This is a genomic window from Aestuariivirga sp. (genome assembly GCF_041738905.1).
Lineage (GTDB): Bacteria > Pseudomonadota > Alphaproteobacteria > Rhizobiales > Aestuariivirgaceae > Aestuariivirga.
In genome coordinates, this window is record NZ_JBGSOZ010000135.1 from 37,802 (window position 1) to 55,350 (window position 17,549).

The 17,549-nt window shown below is 61.3% G+C and carries 18 protein-coding genes; 8 read left to right on the top strand and 10 right to left on the bottom strand.

Annotated features, from left to right (window positions below; genetic code table 11):
- Positions 1 to 53: 53 nt before the first annotated feature.
- Both ACEW8Q_RS12380 and ACEW8Q_RS12385 read right to left on the bottom strand, forming a co-directional pair.
- Positions 54 to 1,280: an aromatic ring-hydroxylating dioxygenase subunit alpha gene (locus ACEW8Q_RS12380; protein WP_373504363.1), complete on the bottom strand. Its 1,227-nt coding sequence runs from the start codon at positions 1,278 to 1,280 to the stop codon at positions 54 to 56.
- An 11-nt stretch (positions 1,281 to 1,291) separates the two neighbouring features.
- Entirely contained in the window at positions 1,292 to 2,434 is a 1,143-nt protein-coding gene (locus ACEW8Q_RS12385) for an aromatic ring-hydroxylating dioxygenase subunit alpha (RefSeq protein WP_373504364.1), read from the bottom strand.
- Between the two features lie 158 nt (positions 2,435 to 2,592).
- Between ACEW8Q_RS12385 and ACEW8Q_RS12390 the strand changes: the two genes are divergently transcribed.
- Positions 2,593 to 3,234 (top strand): TetR family transcriptional regulator, encoded by a 642-nt coding sequence (locus tag ACEW8Q_RS12390; RefSeq protein ID WP_373504365.1) that lies wholly within the window; start codon positions 2,593 to 2,595, stop codon positions 3,232 to 3,234.
- Here the strand turns inward: ACEW8Q_RS12390 and ACEW8Q_RS12395 are convergent.
- Both ACEW8Q_RS12395 and ACEW8Q_RS12400 read right to left on the bottom strand, forming a co-directional pair.
- Positions 3,224 to 3,658 (bottom strand): OsmC family protein, encoded by a 435-nt coding sequence (locus ACEW8Q_RS12395; protein WP_373504366.1) that lies wholly within the window; start codon positions 3,656 to 3,658, stop codon positions 3,224 to 3,226. The two genes, ACEW8Q_RS12390 and ACEW8Q_RS12395, sit on opposite strands and share 11 nt — an antisense overlap.
- 57 nt (positions 3,659 to 3,715) lie before the next feature.
- Positions 3,716 to 4,252 carry a HutD family protein gene (locus ACEW8Q_RS12400; RefSeq protein WP_373504367.1) on the bottom strand — a complete coding sequence of 179 codons (537 nt, stop codon included), beginning with the start codon at positions 4,250 to 4,252 and terminating at the stop codon, positions 3,716 to 3,718.
- Between the two features lie 107 nt (positions 4,253 to 4,359).
- Here ACEW8Q_RS12400 and ACEW8Q_RS12405 point away from each other — a divergent pair, with 107 nt between their 5' ends.
- The 4 genes from ACEW8Q_RS12405 to ACEW8Q_RS12420 all read left to right on the top strand — a co-directional run bounded on the left by ACEW8Q_RS12405 (position 4,360) and on the right by ACEW8Q_RS12420 (position 8,451).
- A complete protein-coding gene (locus ACEW8Q_RS12405; protein WP_373504368.1) occupies positions 4,360 to 5,559 on the top strand; it encodes an amidohydrolase family protein in 1,200 nt (399 codons plus the stop codon).
- A 4-nt stretch (positions 5,560 to 5,563) separates the two neighbouring features.
- Positions 5,564 to 6,502 (top strand): SMP-30/gluconolactonase/LRE family protein, encoded by a 939-nt coding sequence (locus ACEW8Q_RS12410; protein ID WP_373504369.1) that lies wholly within the window; start codon positions 5,564 to 5,566, stop codon positions 6,500 to 6,502.
- Between the two features lie 247 nt (positions 6,503 to 6,749).
- Positions 6,750 to 7,901: an acetylornithine deacetylase gene (gene argE / locus ACEW8Q_RS12415; protein ID WP_373504370.1), complete on the top strand. Its 1,152-nt coding sequence runs from the start codon at positions 6,750 to 6,752 to the stop codon at positions 7,899 to 7,901.
- Positions 7,902 to 7,977: 76 nt separating this feature from the next.
- The gene (locus ACEW8Q_RS12420) at positions 7,978 to 8,451 is read left to right on the top strand and encodes a hypothetical protein (RefSeq protein WP_373504371.1); all 474 of its coding nucleotides are present in this window, start codon (positions 7,978 to 7,980) and stop codon (positions 8,449 to 8,451) included.
- A gap of 121 nt (positions 8,452 to 8,572) precedes the next feature.
- Here the strand turns inward: ACEW8Q_RS12420 and ACEW8Q_RS12425 are convergent, their stop codons facing one another.
- From ACEW8Q_RS12425 to ACEW8Q_RS12445, 5 genes are read right to left on the bottom strand one after another with little or no spacing between them, the layout of a single operon-like run.
- The gene (locus tag ACEW8Q_RS12425) at positions 8,573 to 9,250 is read right to left on the bottom strand and encodes a DUF1028 domain-containing protein (protein ID WP_373504372.1); all 678 of its coding nucleotides are present in this window, start codon (positions 9,248 to 9,250) and stop codon (positions 8,573 to 8,575) included.
- A 13-nt stretch (positions 9,251 to 9,263) separates the two neighbouring features.
- Positions 9,264 to 10,421 carry an aromatic ring-hydroxylating dioxygenase subunit alpha gene (locus ACEW8Q_RS12430; protein ID WP_373504373.1) on the bottom strand — a complete coding sequence of 386 codons (1,158 nt, stop codon included), beginning with the start codon at positions 10,419 to 10,421 and terminating at the stop codon, positions 9,264 to 9,266.
- Positions 10,422 to 10,431: 10 nt separating this feature from the next.
- Positions 10,432 to 10,848 carry a RidA family protein gene (locus ACEW8Q_RS12435; protein ID WP_373504374.1) on the bottom strand — a complete coding sequence of 139 codons (417 nt, stop codon included), beginning with the start codon at positions 10,846 to 10,848 and terminating at the stop codon, positions 10,432 to 10,434.
- Positions 10,849 to 10,875: 27 nt separating this feature from the next.
- Positions 10,876 to 12,342 (bottom strand): 4-hydroxyphenylacetate 3-hydroxylase family protein, encoded by a 1,467-nt coding sequence (locus tag ACEW8Q_RS12440; protein WP_373504375.1) that lies wholly within the window; start codon positions 12,340 to 12,342, stop codon positions 10,876 to 10,878.
- Between the two features lie 2 nt (positions 12,343 to 12,344).
- Positions 12,345 to 12,851, bottom strand: coding sequence for a flavin reductase family protein (locus ACEW8Q_RS12445; RefSeq protein ID WP_373504376.1), 507 nt, complete (start codon positions 12,849 to 12,851; stop codon positions 12,345 to 12,347).
- A 102-nt stretch (positions 12,852 to 12,953) separates the two neighbouring features.
- Here ACEW8Q_RS12445 and ACEW8Q_RS12450 point away from each other — a divergent pair, with 102 nt between their 5' ends.
- Positions 12,954 to 13,868, top strand: a complete 915-nt coding sequence (locus tag ACEW8Q_RS12450) for a LysR substrate-binding domain-containing protein (protein ID WP_373504377.1) — start codon at positions 12,954 to 12,956, stop codon at positions 13,866 to 13,868.
- Positions 13,865 to 15,115 carry an NAD(P)/FAD-dependent oxidoreductase gene (locus ACEW8Q_RS12455; protein ID WP_373504378.1) on the top strand — a complete coding sequence of 417 codons (1,251 nt, stop codon included), beginning with the start codon at positions 13,865 to 13,867 and terminating at the stop codon, positions 15,113 to 15,115. Before ACEW8Q_RS12450 ends, ACEW8Q_RS12455 begins: the two co-directional genes overlap by 4 nt.
- On the opposite strand, the gene greA is transcribed toward ACEW8Q_RS12455, so the two are convergent.
- On the bottom strand, positions 15,089 to 15,568 hold the full coding sequence (gene greA / locus ACEW8Q_RS12460) for a transcription elongation factor GreA (protein ID WP_373504379.1): 480 nt from the start codon (positions 15,566 to 15,568) through the stop codon (positions 15,089 to 15,091). The genes ACEW8Q_RS12455 and greA overlap by 27 nt on opposite strands.
- A 44-nt stretch (positions 15,569 to 15,612) precedes the next feature.
- On the opposite strand from greA, the gene pepN reads away from it, so the two are divergent.
- Positions 15,613 to 17,549, top strand: a 1,937-nt coding sequence (gene pepN, locus ACEW8Q_RS12465) for an aminopeptidase N (protein WP_373504380.1), incomplete at its 3' end; no start/stop codon positions are given.

Below are 17,549 nucleotides of genomic sequence, written 5' to 3' on the forward strand. Positions count from 1 at the left end.
CGCTTGTTCATGTGCCGCCTTCATTGCAGGTTGTTGCCGGATGCATGCCTCTGTCAAGCCACCGCTGTATGCGGCTCCGTTTCGCCTTCCCACATTGCATCGTTGAGCGCCGCAATACGGTCTTCCGGCGGGCGCTGCACGAGTGTGGTGACAGGAAGCACCGCCCTGATGTGATCGTGGTGGCTGCGGACGCCCCGTTCCAGATCGGACAGGTGGAAACTGTCGAACGCCGATGATTTCATCGACTCGTTCGACCAGATGGAGAGCTGGATATCTTCCTTGTAGGTCTCCCGGTCGATGCGCCGGGCGAGATAGCGCGCCACTCTTTGCACGCGGCTTTCCTCCGGCCTGCGATAGACCGCGCCGCGAATGAGGGTCCTGTCGACGCCGAGCGGAAACTCCTGATAGAACTGAACGGACTCAGGCGTCACCGCGATCACCAGATTGGGGAACAAACCGTAATAGCCCCAGAGATTGCGCTTGTCTTCCGACAGCCACGGCTGCCGGTCAGCGATCGCCACATAGTTCCGCACGCTCCAGCAGCGACCGGCATGGGGGTTGAAACGGCCAAGCGAGCGGCTCACGCCATTCAGGTAAGGGAGATCATAGTAGGTACTGCCATAGAGGTCCTGCAGCGCGGGATGCGCCATGGCGACATGATAGCCTTCATTGTCGACGTCACGCACCGACTTCCAGTTCACGGCGATCTCCATATCCGTGAAGGATGTCGTCGGGAGGATGTCTTCGAGCTGGTACTCGGTGAGTTCCGGAGCATAGACCGACATCATCTCCGCCACGCTGCGCTGCGCTCCGGTGAGGTAGCGGATGAAGACGAAGCCCATCCAGATTTCGAGCTCGATGGGCTTGAGGCCGAATTCCGTCTTGTCCAGGGGACCGAAACTCTGCGGCCGCGCCGCGCCCCTGAGCGTGCCGTCGAGATTGTAGACCCAGCCGTGGAACGGGCAGACCAGCGCATTCTTGCAATGGCCCGACTTTTCAGCGGCCACCCGTGAGCCGCGATGCCGGCACAGATTGTGAAAGGCCCGGACCACGCCATCCTCGCCACGCATGATGATCGCGCGTTCGTCAGCAATGTCGACGGTGAAGAAATCGCCCGCCCGAGGCACGTCGTTGACGTGGCCGGCGAGCTGCCAATGGCTGCGGAACAGCTCCTGCTTCTCCAGCTCGAGCATCGCGGGACTGTGATAGGTCCAGGCCGGCAGGCCCTTGCGATCCCAGTCCTTCGGAAGGTGTCCGCCGATGTTCTCATGGGTGTTCATGGTGTCCTCCTTCATGTCAGCTGTGCCCGCACCCATTGCTGGAAACGGTAGACATCGAATTCCTGCGGCATCAAACGCCCGGCCTTGAAGGCCATGGATTTCAGTCCGCGCTGGTTGATTTCGCTTGCCTCGCCATCCTGAACGATGACCAGCGACGCAAATCCGGTGACGTTATCGAGATCGAATCCCGGCGCCTCCAGCGTGGCACGCGGGAACAGCCACTCGGCGCGGAGCTCCGTGCGCTCCGGACCGAGGGGCTTCAGAGAAACGGCGCGCACGTAATCGACATGGGCCACGACGTACATCGTGGGCCACAGGGTCACGAAAGTGTGCCCGGCAAGGCGCTGGGCCGTGCTCAGGCCGGGAAACTCCGGACCGCAGGGCTTGCCGGTCATGGTCCAGGTGCGTGCGCCGGATTTCAGGGGTCCAGCATCAGCCTGCGCGTCCGGTGTCCAATCCGCTGCCTCGTTGGGCGCCATCAGGCCCTTGTTGTAGACTGGCACCAGGTCGCAGAGCTCGGGATGGATGCCGGGGCAATGCAGGCACTCATTGTAGTTCTCCCAGAAAACCTTCCAGTTGCAGGCGATCTCCTTCACCATCACGTGGCCCGTCACCAGATCCCGCATCGGCCAGTTGTCGAGGGCATCGGTCCCCAGATCGGGAGCGGCATCGAAGGGCGGCGGGTCGTCCGCAAGCGAGACGAAGTGGAAGCCGTTCCATTCCTTCAGATGAACTTTTAGCAGGCCGTGGTCTTCCTTGCGGAAATCCGGCGTGGGCGAGGCATAAGGCACGCGCACCAACCGGCCCTGAAGATCGTAGGCCCACTCATGATAGGGGCAGGTGATGAGCTTCGCCTTCAAGCGCGTGTCCTGCGCCTGGCAAAGCTCGGCCCCGCGATGGCGGCAGGTGTTGTGGAAACAGGAGACAGTTCCCGCCGCATCCTTGACAAGGATCAGGTTCTGGCCGCCAATGTCGAATTTCCGGACATTGAAGGCGGGAAGATCACTTGAACGGCCGACATATACCCATTGCCGCAACCATATGGACTTGAGTTCACGCGCATGATGGGCTGTGTCGTAATACCAGGCCGCCGGGAGCGACTCTGGACAATGATCCAGCAGAGGCGAGACAGCGGCGGATGCGATCTGATTCACGTCGACCCCCTGCCCTTTTTCAGTGCCATGAGAAATCTTCACTTGAACCTGACTGACTTGTCAATCAAATTGATGCCCGCACGATCGGGGGATCCTGCAAACGCTGAAGGTTTGGCCCAGGCGCCAATGCCCGGCATGAGATGTGAGCACTACGGAAAATGAACAGCAGTGCGCCACTTCCACGCAAGGCAAGCCGCGAACACCGCCGCGAGCAATTGATCGAGGCCACGATCTCGACGATTGCCCGTCGCGGCTATGCCCAGACAACCTTGAGCGATGTTGCCGCAGCGGCAGGCGTGTCCCACGGACTTGTGAACTTCCATTTCCAGTCCAAGGAACGCTTGCTCGCGGACACACTGCGTTTCATGGCCGAGGAGTATCGCCACAATTGGGAGACGGCTCTTGCCGAAGCCCCCAAGGATCCCGGTTCTCAGCTCAATGCCCTGATCCTTGCCGACTTCAACCAGATTGTCAGTACACCGGAGCGGCTAGCAGCATGGTGCGCCTTTTGGGGCGAAGCCCAGAGCCGCCCTGTTTACCAGGAACAGTGTGGCGCCAGCGACCTCGACTATATTCGCGTCCAGGAGTCGATATGCGAACGCCTCTCTGCTGAAGGTGGGTACGCCACGGACGCCCAACGTGCGGCGCGCGTGCTGCGCACGACCAGCGAAGGAGTTTGGCTCGACCTCATGTTTACAACCGAGCCCTACACACGGGACGAAGCGTTGAATACAATGTACTTCTGCGCCTCCGCCATGTTTCCCAGGCACTTCGACGAGAATGGCCTGATCAGGCGCTGACGGCTGCATCCTCGTCGATGATCTCGATGACATGTTCGATCGTGGCGGACTTGCCGATCATGATCGAGGCCGAGCAGTATTTCTCCGCTGACATGCTCACGGCGCGTTCGACATTCGCCCGTTTGAGGTTCTTGCCACTCACCTTGTAGATCAGCTTCACATGGGTGAAGACCTTGGGGTCCTCCGATGCGCGAGCGGCCTCGAGCGCGATATCGATGCCTGTGACCTTCTCGCGCATGCGCTCGAGAATCATCACCACGTCGAAGGCCGTGCAGCCGCCCATGCCGATGAGCAGCATCTCCATCGGCCGGACGCCGATGTTGCGGCCGCCTGCTTCCGGCGAGCCGTCCATGACCACAGCATGGCCCGAGCCCGATTCACCAACGAAGGCCCGTCCATCGAGCCATTGCACACGTGCTTTCATGTTTGAAACTCCTGTTTGTTCCGACAGTCTGATAGCGGGAATGACATGGCCGGCCAATCATCCTTTGGTGAGTTTGGCGGCATAGAGCAGCCCATCTACCTTGGCCGAGACGCGGTCCGACATGACCACCGTGTCGCCACACTCAAGGGACCCTCCGCCGATCTCCGCGCGCCCGTCGAGTACGACCAGAAGCATTGGCCCAGGGTGCTCGATCTTGGCGTTGCTTGAAAGGATGTCCACCCCAACTGTTAAAAGACCGCGTCTGGTGAACAGGTTCAGCGCGCGGCAGGGGCCGTCGCGCAAGCGGCAATAGGTGGGAATATCGCAGGGATAGGGATGCGGCACGAACAGCCGGTCGACTGCAAGCGTGCGGCCAGACTCGAATTCAAGATCGAGGCCGTTGCCCTCGATCAGAGTAAAGACGCGGTCGACCGAAGGGTAGTGCGAAAACGGCACATCAGCATCGATGTGGGCCATGGCGAGGCGCCAACCGAAATCATCGGTTCCGGGCGGGTCGGAGGCGATGTCCCACGAGACGCCCATACCGTTGCGCCAGCGGCCTTCCTTCAGTTCGGACTTGCGGATTATTCTCATCGTAGCACTCCTGTCATGCGGTCCGCTCCCCTCGACACTCAGCTACCCATGTCGCAGTATACCGCCCTCAAGCTGCCCCAGAAGCAGCACGCTTGCAGGAGGACATCATGGCGCATGAGGCACAGGGCCAGGCAACGGGCCCGCAGAAACTGGTCATCAGGAATATCGGCCTCCTGCTCTCGGGCGCCCTGGAAAATCCGATTCTCGATGCGGATACGATCGTCGCCGAGAATGGGCGCATCACTGCAATCGGGCGATCAAAGGATGTGGACCAGGAGCACGCGGCGACAATCATCGATGCGCAAGGCACAGCAGTTACCCCCGGCCTCATCGACAGCCATGTGCACCCGGTTGCGGGTGACTGGACGCCACGCCAGAACCAGATGGGCTGGATCGACTCGAACCTCAACGGCGGGGTCACCACCATGATTTCGGCGGGCGAGGTTCACACACCGGGCCGGCCACGCGATGTGGTGGGGTTGAAGGCGCTCGCCATTTCAGCGCAGCGGCAGTTTGCGAATTTCCGCCCTTCGGGCGTCAAGGTTCATGCGGGCGCGCCCTGCATCGAACCCGAGATGGTGGAGCAGGATTTCAAGGATCTCGCGGATGCGGGCGTGACATTACTGGGCGAAGTGGGCTTGGGCGGCGTGAAGGACGGCCCCACGGCGCGGCGCATGGTGGCGTGGGCGCGGAAATACGGCATCCAGAGCACCATCCATACGGGCGGCCCCTCGATCCCGGGTTCAGGCCTCATCGACAAGGACGTGGTGCTCGACGCCGATACGGACGTTGTGGGGCACATCAACGGCGGCCACACGGCGCTTCCTGATTCGCAGATCCGCTGCATCTGCGAGGGTTGCAAGCGCGGCCTCGAAATCGTGCACAACGGCAATGAGCGCGCCGCGCTTTACACGCTCCGGCTGGCCAAGGAGATGAACGAACTGTCCCGGGTCATCCTCGGCACCGATGCACCGGCGGGGTCTGGCGTCCAGCCGCTCGGCATCGCGCGCATGGTGTCCATGCTCTCGTCACTCGGCGATCTTCCCGCGGAACTCGCCATCTGCCTCGCCACCGGCAACACGGCGCGCATGCGGAAGCTCGATTGCGGCCTCATTGAAGTGGGGCGCGCGGCGGACTTCGTGTTCATGGACAAGGCACAGCATTCGGCGGGCGACAACCTGCTGCATTCGATCCAACTCGGCGATCTCCCCGGCATCGGCATGGTGGTCATCGACGGCCAAATCAAATGCCAGCGCAGCCGCAACACGCCGCCCGCAACGCGCATTCCCACCCTCATCAAAGGTTGAAACCATGGCTCATAAACACGCAGACTGCCTCGCGCCCGACTCTCCGAAATTTCTCGATCTGTTCCCGGCGGGCGCCGCACTCACGAAGCTCGCCACCGGCTTCATCTGGGCCGAGGGGCCGGTGTGGTTCTCGGAACTGAACGAACTGCGTTTCTCTGACATTCCCAACAACCGCATCATGCGCTGGTCGCCCATCAACGGGCTCTCGACATTCCGCCAGCCATCGCAGCGCACCAACGGCCACACGCGCGACCGCGAAGGCAACATGATCTCCTGCGAGCACGGCGGGCGCTGCGTGAGCCGCACCTATTTGGATGGCCGCTACGAGATGATCGTCAGTCACTGGAATGGCAAGCGGCTCAACTCACCAAATGACGTGGTGGTGAAATCCGACGGCACGATCTGGTTCACCGACCCGCCCTATGGCATCATCTCGAACCATGAGGGCATCAAGTCCGACAGCGAGATCGGCAACAACCAGGTCTATCGCTTCGACCCTGCGACAAAAGAACTGACCGTGGTGGCCGACGACTTCGACCGCCCCAATGGGCTGGCCTTTTCGCCGGATGAATCCGAACTCTACATCGCCGATTCGGGTTATGCGCGCGGCGATGGCTTCGGGTTCGAGGAAGGCCGCCCGCGCCATGTCCGGGGCTTCACAGTCGTCGATGGCAAGACCCTGAAAGACAGCCGCGTGATCGCCGTCATCAACGACAAGGTGCCGGATGGCTTGCGCGTCGATACGGAAGGGCTGCTGTGGATTTCGGCCGGCGACGGTATCCATTGCTACACGCCGGGCGGCGAAAGGCTGGGCCGGATTCTGGTTCCCGAAACCGTGGCGAATCTCACCTTCGGCGGCTTCGGCAAGTCGCGGATGTTCATCTGCGCCACGTCGTCTGTCTACGCGATCGAGACGGCCCGCACCGGAGCACAATGGCCCTGATAGCTTGTCACCCATCACCAAAAGAAGAGGGCCCCGGTCGGGGCCCTTCTGCAGGAGAAAGAGGCGGGGGAGTTCAAGGAAAGGGGGGAACGAAGCGACAGCTGACTTTCTCGAGAACCCCACCCGCCAGCACGATGGTATTAACCACCGTGCTTATGTTGAATAAGGGTTCTTCCAGCCACGCGCCTTGACATGCATCAAATGAAGCGCCTTTGACTTGGCTTTCTGGCCGTGACAATCAGCCCCGATGACAAACTCGCTCCAGCATCTTGAAAAACTGATCGCCTTTCCCAGCGTGAGCCGGGACAGCAATCTCGATCTCATCGCCTATGTGAAAGAGCATCTCGCAGGATTGGGGATTTCCTCAACCCTGGTGCACAACGAGGATGGACGCAAAGCGAATCTCTGGACGACCATCGGGCCCGCTGATGTTCCGGGCGTCGTCCTCTCCGGCCATACCGACGTGGTGCCCGTGGAAGGCCAGACCTGGACGTCCGATCCCTTCAGGCTGGTCAATCGCAGCGGCAACCTCTTTGGCCGCGGCTCGGCAGACATGAAGGGCTTCATCGCCTGCTGCCTCGCGGTCGCGGGCAAGGCGGCGAAGGCGCCGCTCAAGACCCCCATCCACTTCGCATTCTCCTATGATGAGGAAATCGGCTGCGTGGGCGTGCGCCGCCTGCTCGACCTGCTGAAGGATGCGCCGGTGAAGCCGCGTCTCTGCATCGTTGGCGAGCCGACACTCATGCAGGCGGTGACGGCGCACAAGGGAAAGCTCGGCTTCCGAGTCACCGCGCATGGGCTCGAAGCGCATTCGAGCCTCGCTCCCATCGGCGTCAATGCCATCTACATGGCCTCCGACCTGATCGGGGCCATCCGCGCGATCCAGACGGAGATCGCGGAACAGGGCTTGCGCGATGGCGACTACGAAGTGGCCTACACAACGCTCCACGTGGGAAAGATGCAAGGCGGTGAAGTGATGAACATCGTGCCCAACCGCTGCACCTTCGATTTCGAAATCCGCTATCTGCCGGAAGAAGACGAGAACGCCATAGTTGCCCGCATCAAGGCCGCCGCTGAAAAGGTGGCAACGGGGTATCGCGGTGTTTTCCCGGACGCCCGGTTCGACTTCATGGACCTCCAGAGCTATCCCGCCATGAACACGCCGGTCGACAGTGAGGCGGTGAAGTTCGTGCATGCACTTACCGGCGGCAACTCCACAGGCAAGATCACCTTCGGCACCGAGGGCGGGCTGTTCCAGAAGGCCCTCGGCACGCCGGCAGTTGTCTGCGGGCCGGGTAACATCGCGGTGGCCCACAAGCCCGATGAATATGTGAGCGAAGCGCAATTAGCCGCGTGTGATCAGATGCTCGCCCGTCTGGTGGAGAAGTTATCGGGGTAGTCCGACTTGCATCCGGCATTTCGATCGCTTTGGACGGCAGGAATGTTGCGATGTCTATTGTGGGGGGGTAGAGACCATGAAAGAGATTTCATATTTATGGAATGGAAACTCTTCGCTCCGGGAAGAACTCTCCAAATCTCCTGAGCGTATCTCGGTGTTAATGTTCAGCCTTGGCTTTCCGCTGTCTGTTGTTCTCTGGCATTCGACAAATTCTGGAATTCGCATTGCATCATGCATGCATGATGTTGGCTTCAGACACGGAATTGGGGTGCTCCAGTTTGCCATGGCGACCACCCCACTCATAGGTGAAGAGGAAGTCGATAATCCGCTTTCGGGTGAGACTACACTCATAGTGCGTAAGCTTGTATACAGAGATGAAACTGTGAGAGCGGAATCCGGCTTGATTCTGTCCACGGAAAATGGCCGCGAAATAAGAGTCGTGGCTGGAGCCATGCCATATACTCTTGCTGTTGGCGGCATTGCTTTGGGTCATCGTGGTGATGAACCAGAGTACGATGTTTCAGAATACCACAGGACTGAATTCGGTTAGCTTGACGGTCTGCGAGCCTAATTGGCTCAGTTTGCGGGATACTGTTGAGGCTGCGATAAATGCTCTCGCCCCGCGCGAGCGGGGAGAGAGGACAATCCGCTGACTGACACCGTTGTCTTGCCTAAGGATCGCCCGGAACGCCATAGCTTGGCGCCTGCGTGGGGTCGATGGCACGCTGGAGGTAGGCCCCCATCTGCGGCTTGTAGTCCTCCAACAACCGGCGCAGCACCTTGATCGGGTTCTCATCGTCCCAGTCGACGCGCAGGTTGACCAGCGGAAATGCCTGTTCGTGATAGACGATCAGGCACGCCGAATGGACCGGCCCCTCCTCGCCGCCCGACTCGTGGCCTGCCTCAAGCGCGCGCAGCAGGCGTTCAGCCAGATGCTCGCCGGCATTCGCCGCAAAGGCATCGGTCATCGTCTTGGGCAAGGTTGCATGCTTCAGAAGATTGCCCGCGGCAACACAGTCCGTCTGCTCGGAGACGCCATGCGTGCCGAGGATATTCTTGCCGGACCACGAGGCCGACTGGCCAGTCCTGTCGACGGCGGTCAGTTGCCGAAATTCGATATGCGGGCGGTCCTTCACCAGCGCTGCGATGGCCGCGCCCGCAGGCACGCCGCGTTCCATCAGGTCAAGCACCATAGGCCCTAGATTGGGGTCGGTCACGTTCTGCGTCGAAACGGCGCCGACGCCCGCGCGCGCATGCGGGCAGCGGGCACCCACCGCAATCGAGGATGTGGTGATGGCGACACCGAAGGCGCCCGACTTGGCGCAGCGGCCGGCAATGGAGAAGGTCATGCGGCAGTATTCCTCAAAGATCGACGGTGAGACGTTTGGCGAGATAGCAGGCGAAGTCGTGGATCTCGCGTTCGAGCCAGCTTAAGGGCCCTCGCGAGGCGAGCGGCGCTTTCGAGCCGGTAAAGATGCCTTCCACCACGAACTTGTCTTCGGCATTCACGCGATCGAAGAAGTCGACGAGTTCCTTCACCCATTGGTCACGCGTGTGCCCTAGTGCTGCATGGACTTCCGGTGCCAGCGCCACGCTGAAGCGCACATGCACCTCTCCCACGCCCTTGGGCCTCAGCGAAAGATACCAGAGGTGATCGGGCGCCAGCACATACATGTGCGTTGGGAAGACAGTGGGCAGGATCGATGTGAAGCGCCACTTGTCCTGAAGCCGGGTGTTGGACTCGTGCGCGCGGCCATACTTGGCGTTCTCGTCCTTGGTGAAGGTCTGGTAGGTGAAGGCGTCGTGAACATCCGCCGGAAACTCGGTGTCCTCGACCGGGAACCACGCGCCCACCGTCGCCTTGTGTGCGACGGGAAGGTGATAGCCTTCCATGAAGTTCTCGTTCAGCAGCTTCCAGTTCGTCTTCCACACATGATCGTGATGGACGACAGGAATATATCCCGGCATGGCATAGCGCTCGACCACCGGAAGCAGATCCGCCAGCAGGCTCGCCACCGGTGGCGCGTCCGGATTCAGCGTGATGTAGATCCAGCCCTCCCATATCTCGACGCGAAGCTGAGGCAGACTGTATTTCTTCTTGTCGAAGAGCGGGTCGCGCCCGCCCATGTGGCCCGCACAGATGACATGGCCTTCGGTGTCATAGGTCCACGCGTGATAGGGGCAGACGATCTTGTTCCTGCAGGTGCCGGAGCCTTCGACCAGCTGCATCATGCGATGAAGGCAGACGTTGGAAAAAGCGCGGATGACGCCATCCTTGCCGCGCATGACGAAGACCGGCTGGTCCCCCATGGCGAAGGTGATGTAGTCCCCGGCATTCGGAATGTCCGCAGCAAGGCCCGGGCACAACCATTCCTTCGCGAAGATGCGCTCAAGTTCCAACTTGTGTACATCCTCCGAGCGATAGAGCAGCGGCGGGATCGTGTCTGACTGCGCAAACGGCGTCGCCGCCACCGACTGAAGCGTCTCAAGAGCCTCCCGCACGTCTTGTGGCAGCGACATCAATATCTCCTCAGTCCGGAATGACGGCCGTCACCTCGATCTCGACAACCCATTCCGGCCGCGCAAGGGCGGTGATGACGAGACCGGTGGAGCACGGGAAGACACCCTTCAGCCACTTGCCCATTTCACGGTAAACATCCTGACGGTAGCGAATGTCGGTCAGGTAGACCACGATGCGGCAGATGTGGTCCATGTGGCCGCCGGCCTCCTCCATCAATTGCTTGATGTTCGCCATGGTCTTCGCTGTCTGCTGCGCGGCGTCACCAACATGCAGGGACTCGCGCGTGTCGAGGTCCTGCGAGACCTGGCCGCGCAGGAACACCATGGTGCCACGGGCCACCACGCCCTGGCAGAGATCGTTGTCGAGCTTCTGCTCAGGGTATGTGTCCTTCGTGTTGAAGGGGCGGATGCGCTTGTGTGCGGTCATGATTTCTTTCTCAGCTGTCAAGTCGTCTTATTCTGCGGCCTGCTTGGTGACGCCCCAAATGTTATCAGAGAGTCCCCCCGCCTTCTGCGCGAATTTCAGGGTCTGGTTCCAGTCGAAATTCCGGTAGACGGCGGCGGACTGGGCGAAGGGCGGAGACTGGGCGAAGAGCTGGAAGGTGAGCCGGTGGCCTGCATAGTCCGAGTTCAGAAGATCGCGCGCCAACGCCAGCAGCTTGCGGCGGTCGTCCGCCTGCCACTCGTCGTTGACGGTGTAGTACTTCTCCATCCACTTGCGGGTTTCGGGATGATCGAACACGGCAGCATCGGGCGTCACGCAGATCTGCCCGCCGCAGAGTTCGCGCGCGATGTGCATCATCTTCGGCAGGTTGTTCAGCGCATGCACGCGGCCCGTCATCAGCAGCGACTGGTTCGGCATGAGCAGGCCGTTGGGGCTCCTCTCGCCCATCGCCACGGCGGCGGTGAGATGCGCGTTGATGCCCTCGCGCCAGACGGCAAGATCGGAGAGTTTTTCCTGCACGGCCTGCTGCTTGTCGAGGCCCGTCTGCCGCGCGTTCCACAATGCCGCGCCGATGATGAGATCAGCATAAGAGAGGGTGCGCTGCACGAAGGGGAAGGCCGAGTAGCGGTGCAGCGTCTGGCGGATGAAGGCCGCCGCGCGCGTGTGCTGGTAGAAGAGCACGTCTTCCCAGGGGATCAGCACATTGTCGAGGATCATGATCGTATCCACCTCGTCGAACTTGTTCGACAGAGGATAGTCGCGCTCGGATGCCCTTCCGGTGAAGCCCGTGCGGCAGATGTGCTTCACGCCCGGCGCATCCATCTTCACGATGCAGCCCAGCGCATATTCCGAGAGCTTGGCGTCGCCCCAATTGGCGATCGTCGGCTTCAGGAAGGCCTGGTTGGCATAGGCAGCGGCGGTTTCATACTTGGCGCCGCGGATGATGATGCCGGCGTCGGTCTCCTTCACCACATGCACCAGCATATCCGGGTCCTGGTCCTGCGGGCGCTTCGAGCGGTCACCCTTGGGATCGGTGTTGGCGGACACGTGGAACGGATCGTTCTTGATCGCCAGCTGGATGTGGCGCTCGATGTTCTGGGCAAAGCGCGGGTCGATCTCGTTGAGGATGTCCTTGCCGTCCCACAACGACCACATCTCACCGATGGTCTCGTCGCCAACACGGGTGACGACGCCGCCGATGTCGTTCATCACCATGTCGACGGCATTACGCTTGTCGTCCCAATCCTTCTTTTCGAAGGGAAGCCTGGTGCCGATGGCAAAGCGCTCGCCATTTTCCTCGTGAGTCATCACGTCACGCATGGCCGGATCGTGCTGCATGTCGTAGATGCGGGCGCGGATATCGACCAGCGGCTTGAACTGCGGGTGACGCGTCACATCCTTCACGCGCTCGCCGTTGATCCAAACCTCGCGGCCGTCGCGGATCGAGTCGCGGTATTGTTCGCCTGTCCTGATCATGTTCAGTTTCCTTCGTGGTTGACGATGCGCCGGAAGGCGCGATTGCAATAGACGAGCGGCTCAGCCTCACCCTTGTGAGCGGCGATGACGCGGCCGATGTAGATGCGATGGGTGCCGGCATCGAGACTGTCATGCGTCTCGCATTCGAAGATTGCCGTCGCATCGTCCACCAGCGGAAGTCCGGTCTCGCCCTCGCGCCAGGCATGGTTGCCGAAGTCGAAGGGCTTTCCCTCGCGCGGGCGGCCGGAGAAGTTCTCGGCATAGGCGCGGTTGTCGGCCCCCAGCAGGTTGACGGCGAATGTGCCATTGCCATCAAGCGCTGCCACGGCGGGGCTCTTGCGGTTGACACAGATCAGCACGAGGGGTGGCTCGGCCGATACCGAGGAGACCGCGCTCACCGTGAGGCCGAAGCGGCCGGACGGGCCATCGGTCGTCACCACGGAAACGCCGGTGGCGGCGAGGCCCATGGCGGCAACGAAATCCTGAGGCGCCACAGGCGGTTTTGCCATCGCATTCATCTGTCCGTTCCCTCCGTTCAGATGAAGCGAGATTGACATGCGCTGAAGGATCGGAAAAATAGATTATAACGGACTATTGAATAGGATTTGGCGATGCTTCGCTTCACGCTCCGGCAGGTGGAATATGCCATAGCCATCTGGGACCATGGGTCGGTCGCTGCCGCCTCCGCCCATCTTGGCGTGGCGCAACCGACGCTGTCGGCCTCGCTGGCCAAGCTCGAGGAGCAGGTGGGGTTGCAGATCTTCATCCGGCACCATGCGCAAGGTGTCAGCCCCTCGCCCGCCGGACTGCGATTTCTGGGCGAGGCGCGAAACCTGCTCACCTATGCGCAGGACCTGCAGCGCGATACTGCAGCTGCGGGGAATGCCGTCGAAGGCACGCTCTCGCTGGGAAGCTTTGCGACCATCGCACCGGCTTTCGTGCCGCAGCTGATCTCGAGTTTCACCAGACTGCACCCCGCTGTCACCATCCGCATGGCGGAAGGCACGCAGGACGAACTGTTTTCCGGCTTGCGCCGGGGCAACCATGACCTGGCTCTGCTTTACGACGTGGACATGCCGGACGACCTGACCTTGACGCCTCTGGCCTCCTTCGTGCCGCACATCCTTTTGCCCGCGAAACACCGGCTCACACGGCTGCGGCAGGTGCCGTTGGTGGCGCTGCGGGATGAACCCTTCGTGCTTCTCGACATCGCGCCCAGCCGCACTTATTTCACCCGCATCCTCGAACAGGCGGGCATCACGCCGAAGATTGCGTTTTCGTCTCCATCGCTCGAAGTGGTGCGAGGCCTTGTAGGGCAAGGGCTCGGTTACTCGATCCTCATCACGCGGCCGCATGGAGACCATTCTTACGCAGGGGACGAACTTGCGGTGAGGCCCATTGCGGAGGACGTGGAGCGCGGCGTCATCGCACTTGCCGCCTTGAAGCAAATGCGCAAGACACATCTCGTCTCCGCCTTCGAGACCCATTGCGTGACTTATTTCAAGACCTCGGAGAATATCCTGTGACCGCTCTCAATGCCACCATCATCGGCGCCGGCATCGTCGGCATGTCGGCCGCCGCATTCCTTCAACGGAGCGGCTACAAGGTGACTGTCATCGACCGCGTGCCGCCGGGCGAAGGATGTTCCTTCGGCAATGCAGGTGGCCTCGCCTTCGCCGAGATCGTGCCCACCATTCACCCGCGCATGCTGACGAAAATTCCGGGCTGGCTGATGGACCCGCTGGGGCCGCTCACCATCCGCTGGTCCTATTTGCCGAAGGCCCTGCCCTGGCTGATGGCGCTGGGCCGCAATGCGATGCCCGACCGTGTGAAGGCAATCACAGATGCGCGGGCCGCGCTGGCGCTTCGGGTGGTGAGCGATTTCGAAACGCTGCTGCAAGAGGCGGGCGCACGCGATCTCATCCGCTATCAGGATACACTCCGAATATATGACAACGAAACGCAGTTTCTTGCAGACGCTGGCGAGCGCGCGGCCAAGAACGCCTATGGCTACGAGACCAAGCGCTTGTCGGGCGGCGAAGTGCGCGAGCTCGAACCAGCCATCGGCCCCAATGTTCATTGCGGCGCGTTTCATGGCGGCTGGTACTTCGTGACCAGTCCCGAGCGCGTGGTGAAGACGATTGCCGCAGAGGTGGTGAAGAACGGCGGTACCATCCTCGCGGACGACGTCGTCTCGCTGGAGCGTGACGGATCGAAGGTCACCCATGTGACGCTGAAGGCCAATGGCAGGCTGGCCGTCGACAGGCTGGTCATCTGTGCCGGCGCTTACTCTCACCTGCTGGCGAAGCAGCTTGGCGAGAAGGTGCTGCTGGAAGCCGAGCGTGGCTATCACATGGTGCTGCCCAATTCCGGCGTGTCGCTGTCACGCTCAATCACCTATGCGCGGACACCCGGAGCGGCGACCCCCATGGAAATGGGATTGCGCCTTGCCGGCACCGATGAATTCGCTGGGCTCGACGCCGCTCCCAACTATGCGCGCGCCGATGCCCTGTGGACGAATTTCAAGAACATTCTTCCCGGCCTCCGCGAGCCTGACTCAGCGACAACCCGATGGATGGGACGGCGCCCCGGCACGCCGGACTCGCTTCCCGTCATCGGGCCATCGAAGACCACTTCAAACGTTTGGTATGGCTTCGGCCATGGTCACATGGGCCTCACTTGGGGACCATCGACCGGCCGGCTCATTGCGGAACTTATGACCGGCGCCAAGAGCAACATCGATCTTTCACCCTTCCGGGCCGATCGCTTCTAGCTTGACGATCTCGGCCTCGCCGCCGGGGATCTCCACGGCATCGCCCACGGCACGTCCCATGAGTGCGCGGGCCAACGGCGATGTATAGGTGAGATAGCCCTTCGGCGGATCGGACTCGTCTTCGCCCACGATGGCGAACACCTGTTTTCGGCCATCGTCGCGTAGGATTGTCACGCGCGTGCCGAACGCCACCGTCTCAGGCCTGTCCGGCATCTCGATCACCTGAGCCGTGGCGCGGCGCTGCACCCAGTAACGGAGATCCCGCGAGGCGCGGGCGATGGCGGATTTGTCGCCCTCATGCTGGCCTTGAGCGAGGATGCGTCGGCCCGCTTCGATTTCGGCATCGATCAGCTTCAGCCCGTGCGGTGTCACCACATTCGGGCCGGCACTCACCGGCCGCTCGGTCAGGTCCTCCGGCGCATCATCTTGCTCTTTGACAAATGCACGGCTCATGGTTTCTATGCCTTCAAAACAGTCAACACCGGGATCGTCCACACATGAAAACCGAAACGCCCCAGACGATACGGCTCGAAGACTACAAGCCTACACCCTACCTGATCGAATCCGTTCATCTGGACTTTCATCTCGAACCCACGGCGACGCAAGTGCGCGCGCTGCTGACCATGACGCCCAATCCCAACAGCGTTGAGGCGGGAGCGCCACTGGTTCTGGATGGCGAGAAGATCGCCCTTGTTTCGGTCAAGCTCGATGGCGTGCTTCTGACGGATGAGCAATTCTCCACGACCGATCAGTCGCTGACGATTGCGGAGGTTCCGCAAGGACCTTTCGTGGTGGAGATCGTGACCATCTGCAATCCGAAGGCCAACACGCAGCTCTCGGGGCTCTATGTGTCGGGCGGCATCTTCTGCACGCAATGCGAGGCCGAGGGCTTCCGCCGCATCACCTATTTCTACGACCGGCCTGATGTGATGGCGCGCTTCACCGTGCGGATGGAAGCGGACGCCGCACTCTTCCCTGTGCTGCTCTCCAACGGCAACCGCCGCACCCGTGGCATTATCGAAGAGAATGGCCGGCACTTCGCCATCTGGGACGATCCCTTCCCCAAGCCATCCTATCTCTTCGCTCTCGTGGCGGGCGATCTGGCCGCCGTGCATGACAGCTTCACCACGATGTCCGGACGCAAGGTGGAACTCGGCATCTACGTCGAGAAGGGCAAGGAAGACCGTTGCGCCTGGGCGATGGAAGCGCTGAAATCCTCGATGCGCTGGGACGAGAAGCGCTTCGGCCTCGAATACGATCTCGGTGTATTCAACATCGTGGCGGTGCCGGACTTCAACATGGGGGCGATGGAAAACAAGGGCCTCAACATCTTCAACGACAAGTACATACTCGCCCTGCCCGATACCGCGACCGACCTCGACTATGTCAACATCGAAGCTATCATCGCGCATGAGTACTTCCATAACTGGACCGGAAACCGCATCACCTGCCGCGACTGGTTCCAGCTTTGCCTGAAAGAGGGCCTCACCGTTTTCCGCGACCAGGAGTTCACCTCCGACATCCGCTCGCGGCCCGTAAAGCGCATCGCTGACGTCAAGACACTCCGCGCACGGCAGTTTCCGGAAGATGGCGGACCTCTCGCCCATCCGGTGCGGCCTTCGGCCTATATGGAGATCAACAACTTCTACACGCCGACTGTCTATGAAAAGGGCGCTGAGCTTTGCCGCATGTTGCAGACGCTGATCGGCGAGCAGGCGTTCCGCAAGGCGATGGACCTCTATTTCGAACGCCATGATGGCGAGGCCGCGACGGTCGAGGACTTCGTCACTTGCATGGCCGATGCATCGGGGCGTGACCTCACACAGTTCTTCTCGTGGTATGAGCAGGCCGGCACGCCGCAGGTGATCGCGGAGGGCGCATATGACCCGGTTGCGAAGACCTACACGCTGACCCTTGAACAGCGCACCCCGCCGACACCAGGCCAGCCGGACAAGGTGCCGCTGCATATCCCGCTCGGCATCGGCCTCGTCGAGCCTGATGGCGATGACATGCCGCTCGCGCTGGAAGGCCACGGAACGCTCAACAGCCCCGTCATCGAACTCACTGAACGGCGCCAGACCTTCCGTTTCACGGGCGTTGCCAAGCGGCCGGCACTCTCGCTCAATCGGGGGTTCTCGGCGCCCATACAACTTACCGTCAACACCTCGACCGAAGACCAGCTTTTCCTCATGGGACGCGACCGCGACAGTTTCAACCGCTGGGAGGCCGGGCAGACGCTCGGGCGTGCGTTGATCCTCTCGCGCTATGATGGAGCGGCCTCAGCCAACAGCGCCAAGAGCTACGCTGCGGCGTTGAAGTCGATCCTCGACGACAGCGCCGCGGACGCGGCCTTCAAGGCGGCGATGCTCGGCCTGCCGACGGAAGGCGAAATCGCTGCCGCCATCGGCCGCGACGTCGCCACGGACCTTGTGCG

Coding starts and splice junctions, on each gene's coding strand:
- ACEW8Q_RS12445 (WP_373504376.1), bottom strand. CDS start 12,851: ATGGCAAAACCGCCTGTGGCGCCTCAGGATTTCGTTGCCGCCATGGGC.
- argE (WP_373504370.1), top strand. CDS start 6,750: ATGACAAACTCGCTCCAGCATCTTGAAAAACTGATCGCCTTTCCCAGC.
- ACEW8Q_RS12420 (WP_373504371.1), top strand. CDS start 7,978: ATGAAAGAGATTTCATATTTATGGAATGGAAACTCTTCGCTCCGGGAA.
- ACEW8Q_RS12400 (WP_373504367.1), bottom strand. CDS start 4,252: ATGAGAATAATCCGCAAGTCCGAACTGAAGGAAGGCCGCTGGCGCAAC.
- greA (WP_373504379.1), bottom strand. CDS start 15,568: ATGAGCCGTGCATTTGTCAAAGAGCAAGATGATGCGCCGGAGGACCTG.
- ACEW8Q_RS12435 (WP_373504374.1), bottom strand. CDS start 10,848: ATGACCGCACACAAGCGCATCCGCCCCTTCAACACGAAGGACACATAC.
- ACEW8Q_RS12410 (WP_373504369.1), top strand. CDS start 5,564: ATGGCTCATAAACACGCAGACTGCCTCGCGCCCGACTCTCCGAAATTT.
- ACEW8Q_RS12380 (WP_373504363.1), bottom strand. CDS start 1,280: ATGAACACCCATGAGAACATCGGCGGACACCTTCCGAAGGACTGGGAT.
- ACEW8Q_RS12390 (WP_373504365.1), top strand. CDS start 2,593: ATGAACAGCAGTGCGCCACTTCCACGCAAGGCAAGCCGCGAACACCGC.
- ACEW8Q_RS12425 (WP_373504372.1), bottom strand. CDS start 9,250: ATGACCTTCTCCATTGCCGGCCGCTGCGCCAAGTCGGGCGCCTTCGGT.
- ACEW8Q_RS12440 (WP_373504375.1), bottom strand. CDS start 12,342: ATGATCAGGACAGGCGAACAATACCGCGACTCGATCCGCGACGGCCGC.
- ACEW8Q_RS12450 (WP_373504377.1), top strand. CDS start 12,954: ATGCTTCGCTTCACGCTCCGGCAGGTGGAATATGCCATAGCCATCTGG.
- ACEW8Q_RS12405 (WP_373504368.1), top strand. CDS start 4,360: ATGGCGCATGAGGCACAGGGCCAGGCAACGGGCCCGCAGAAACTGGTC.
- ACEW8Q_RS12395 (WP_373504366.1), bottom strand. CDS start 3,658: ATGAAAGCACGTGTGCAATGGCTCGATGGACGGGCCTTCGTTGGTGAA.
- ACEW8Q_RS12430 (WP_373504373.1), bottom strand. CDS start 10,421: ATGTCGCTGCCACAAGACGTGCGGGAGGCTCTTGAGACGCTTCAGTCG.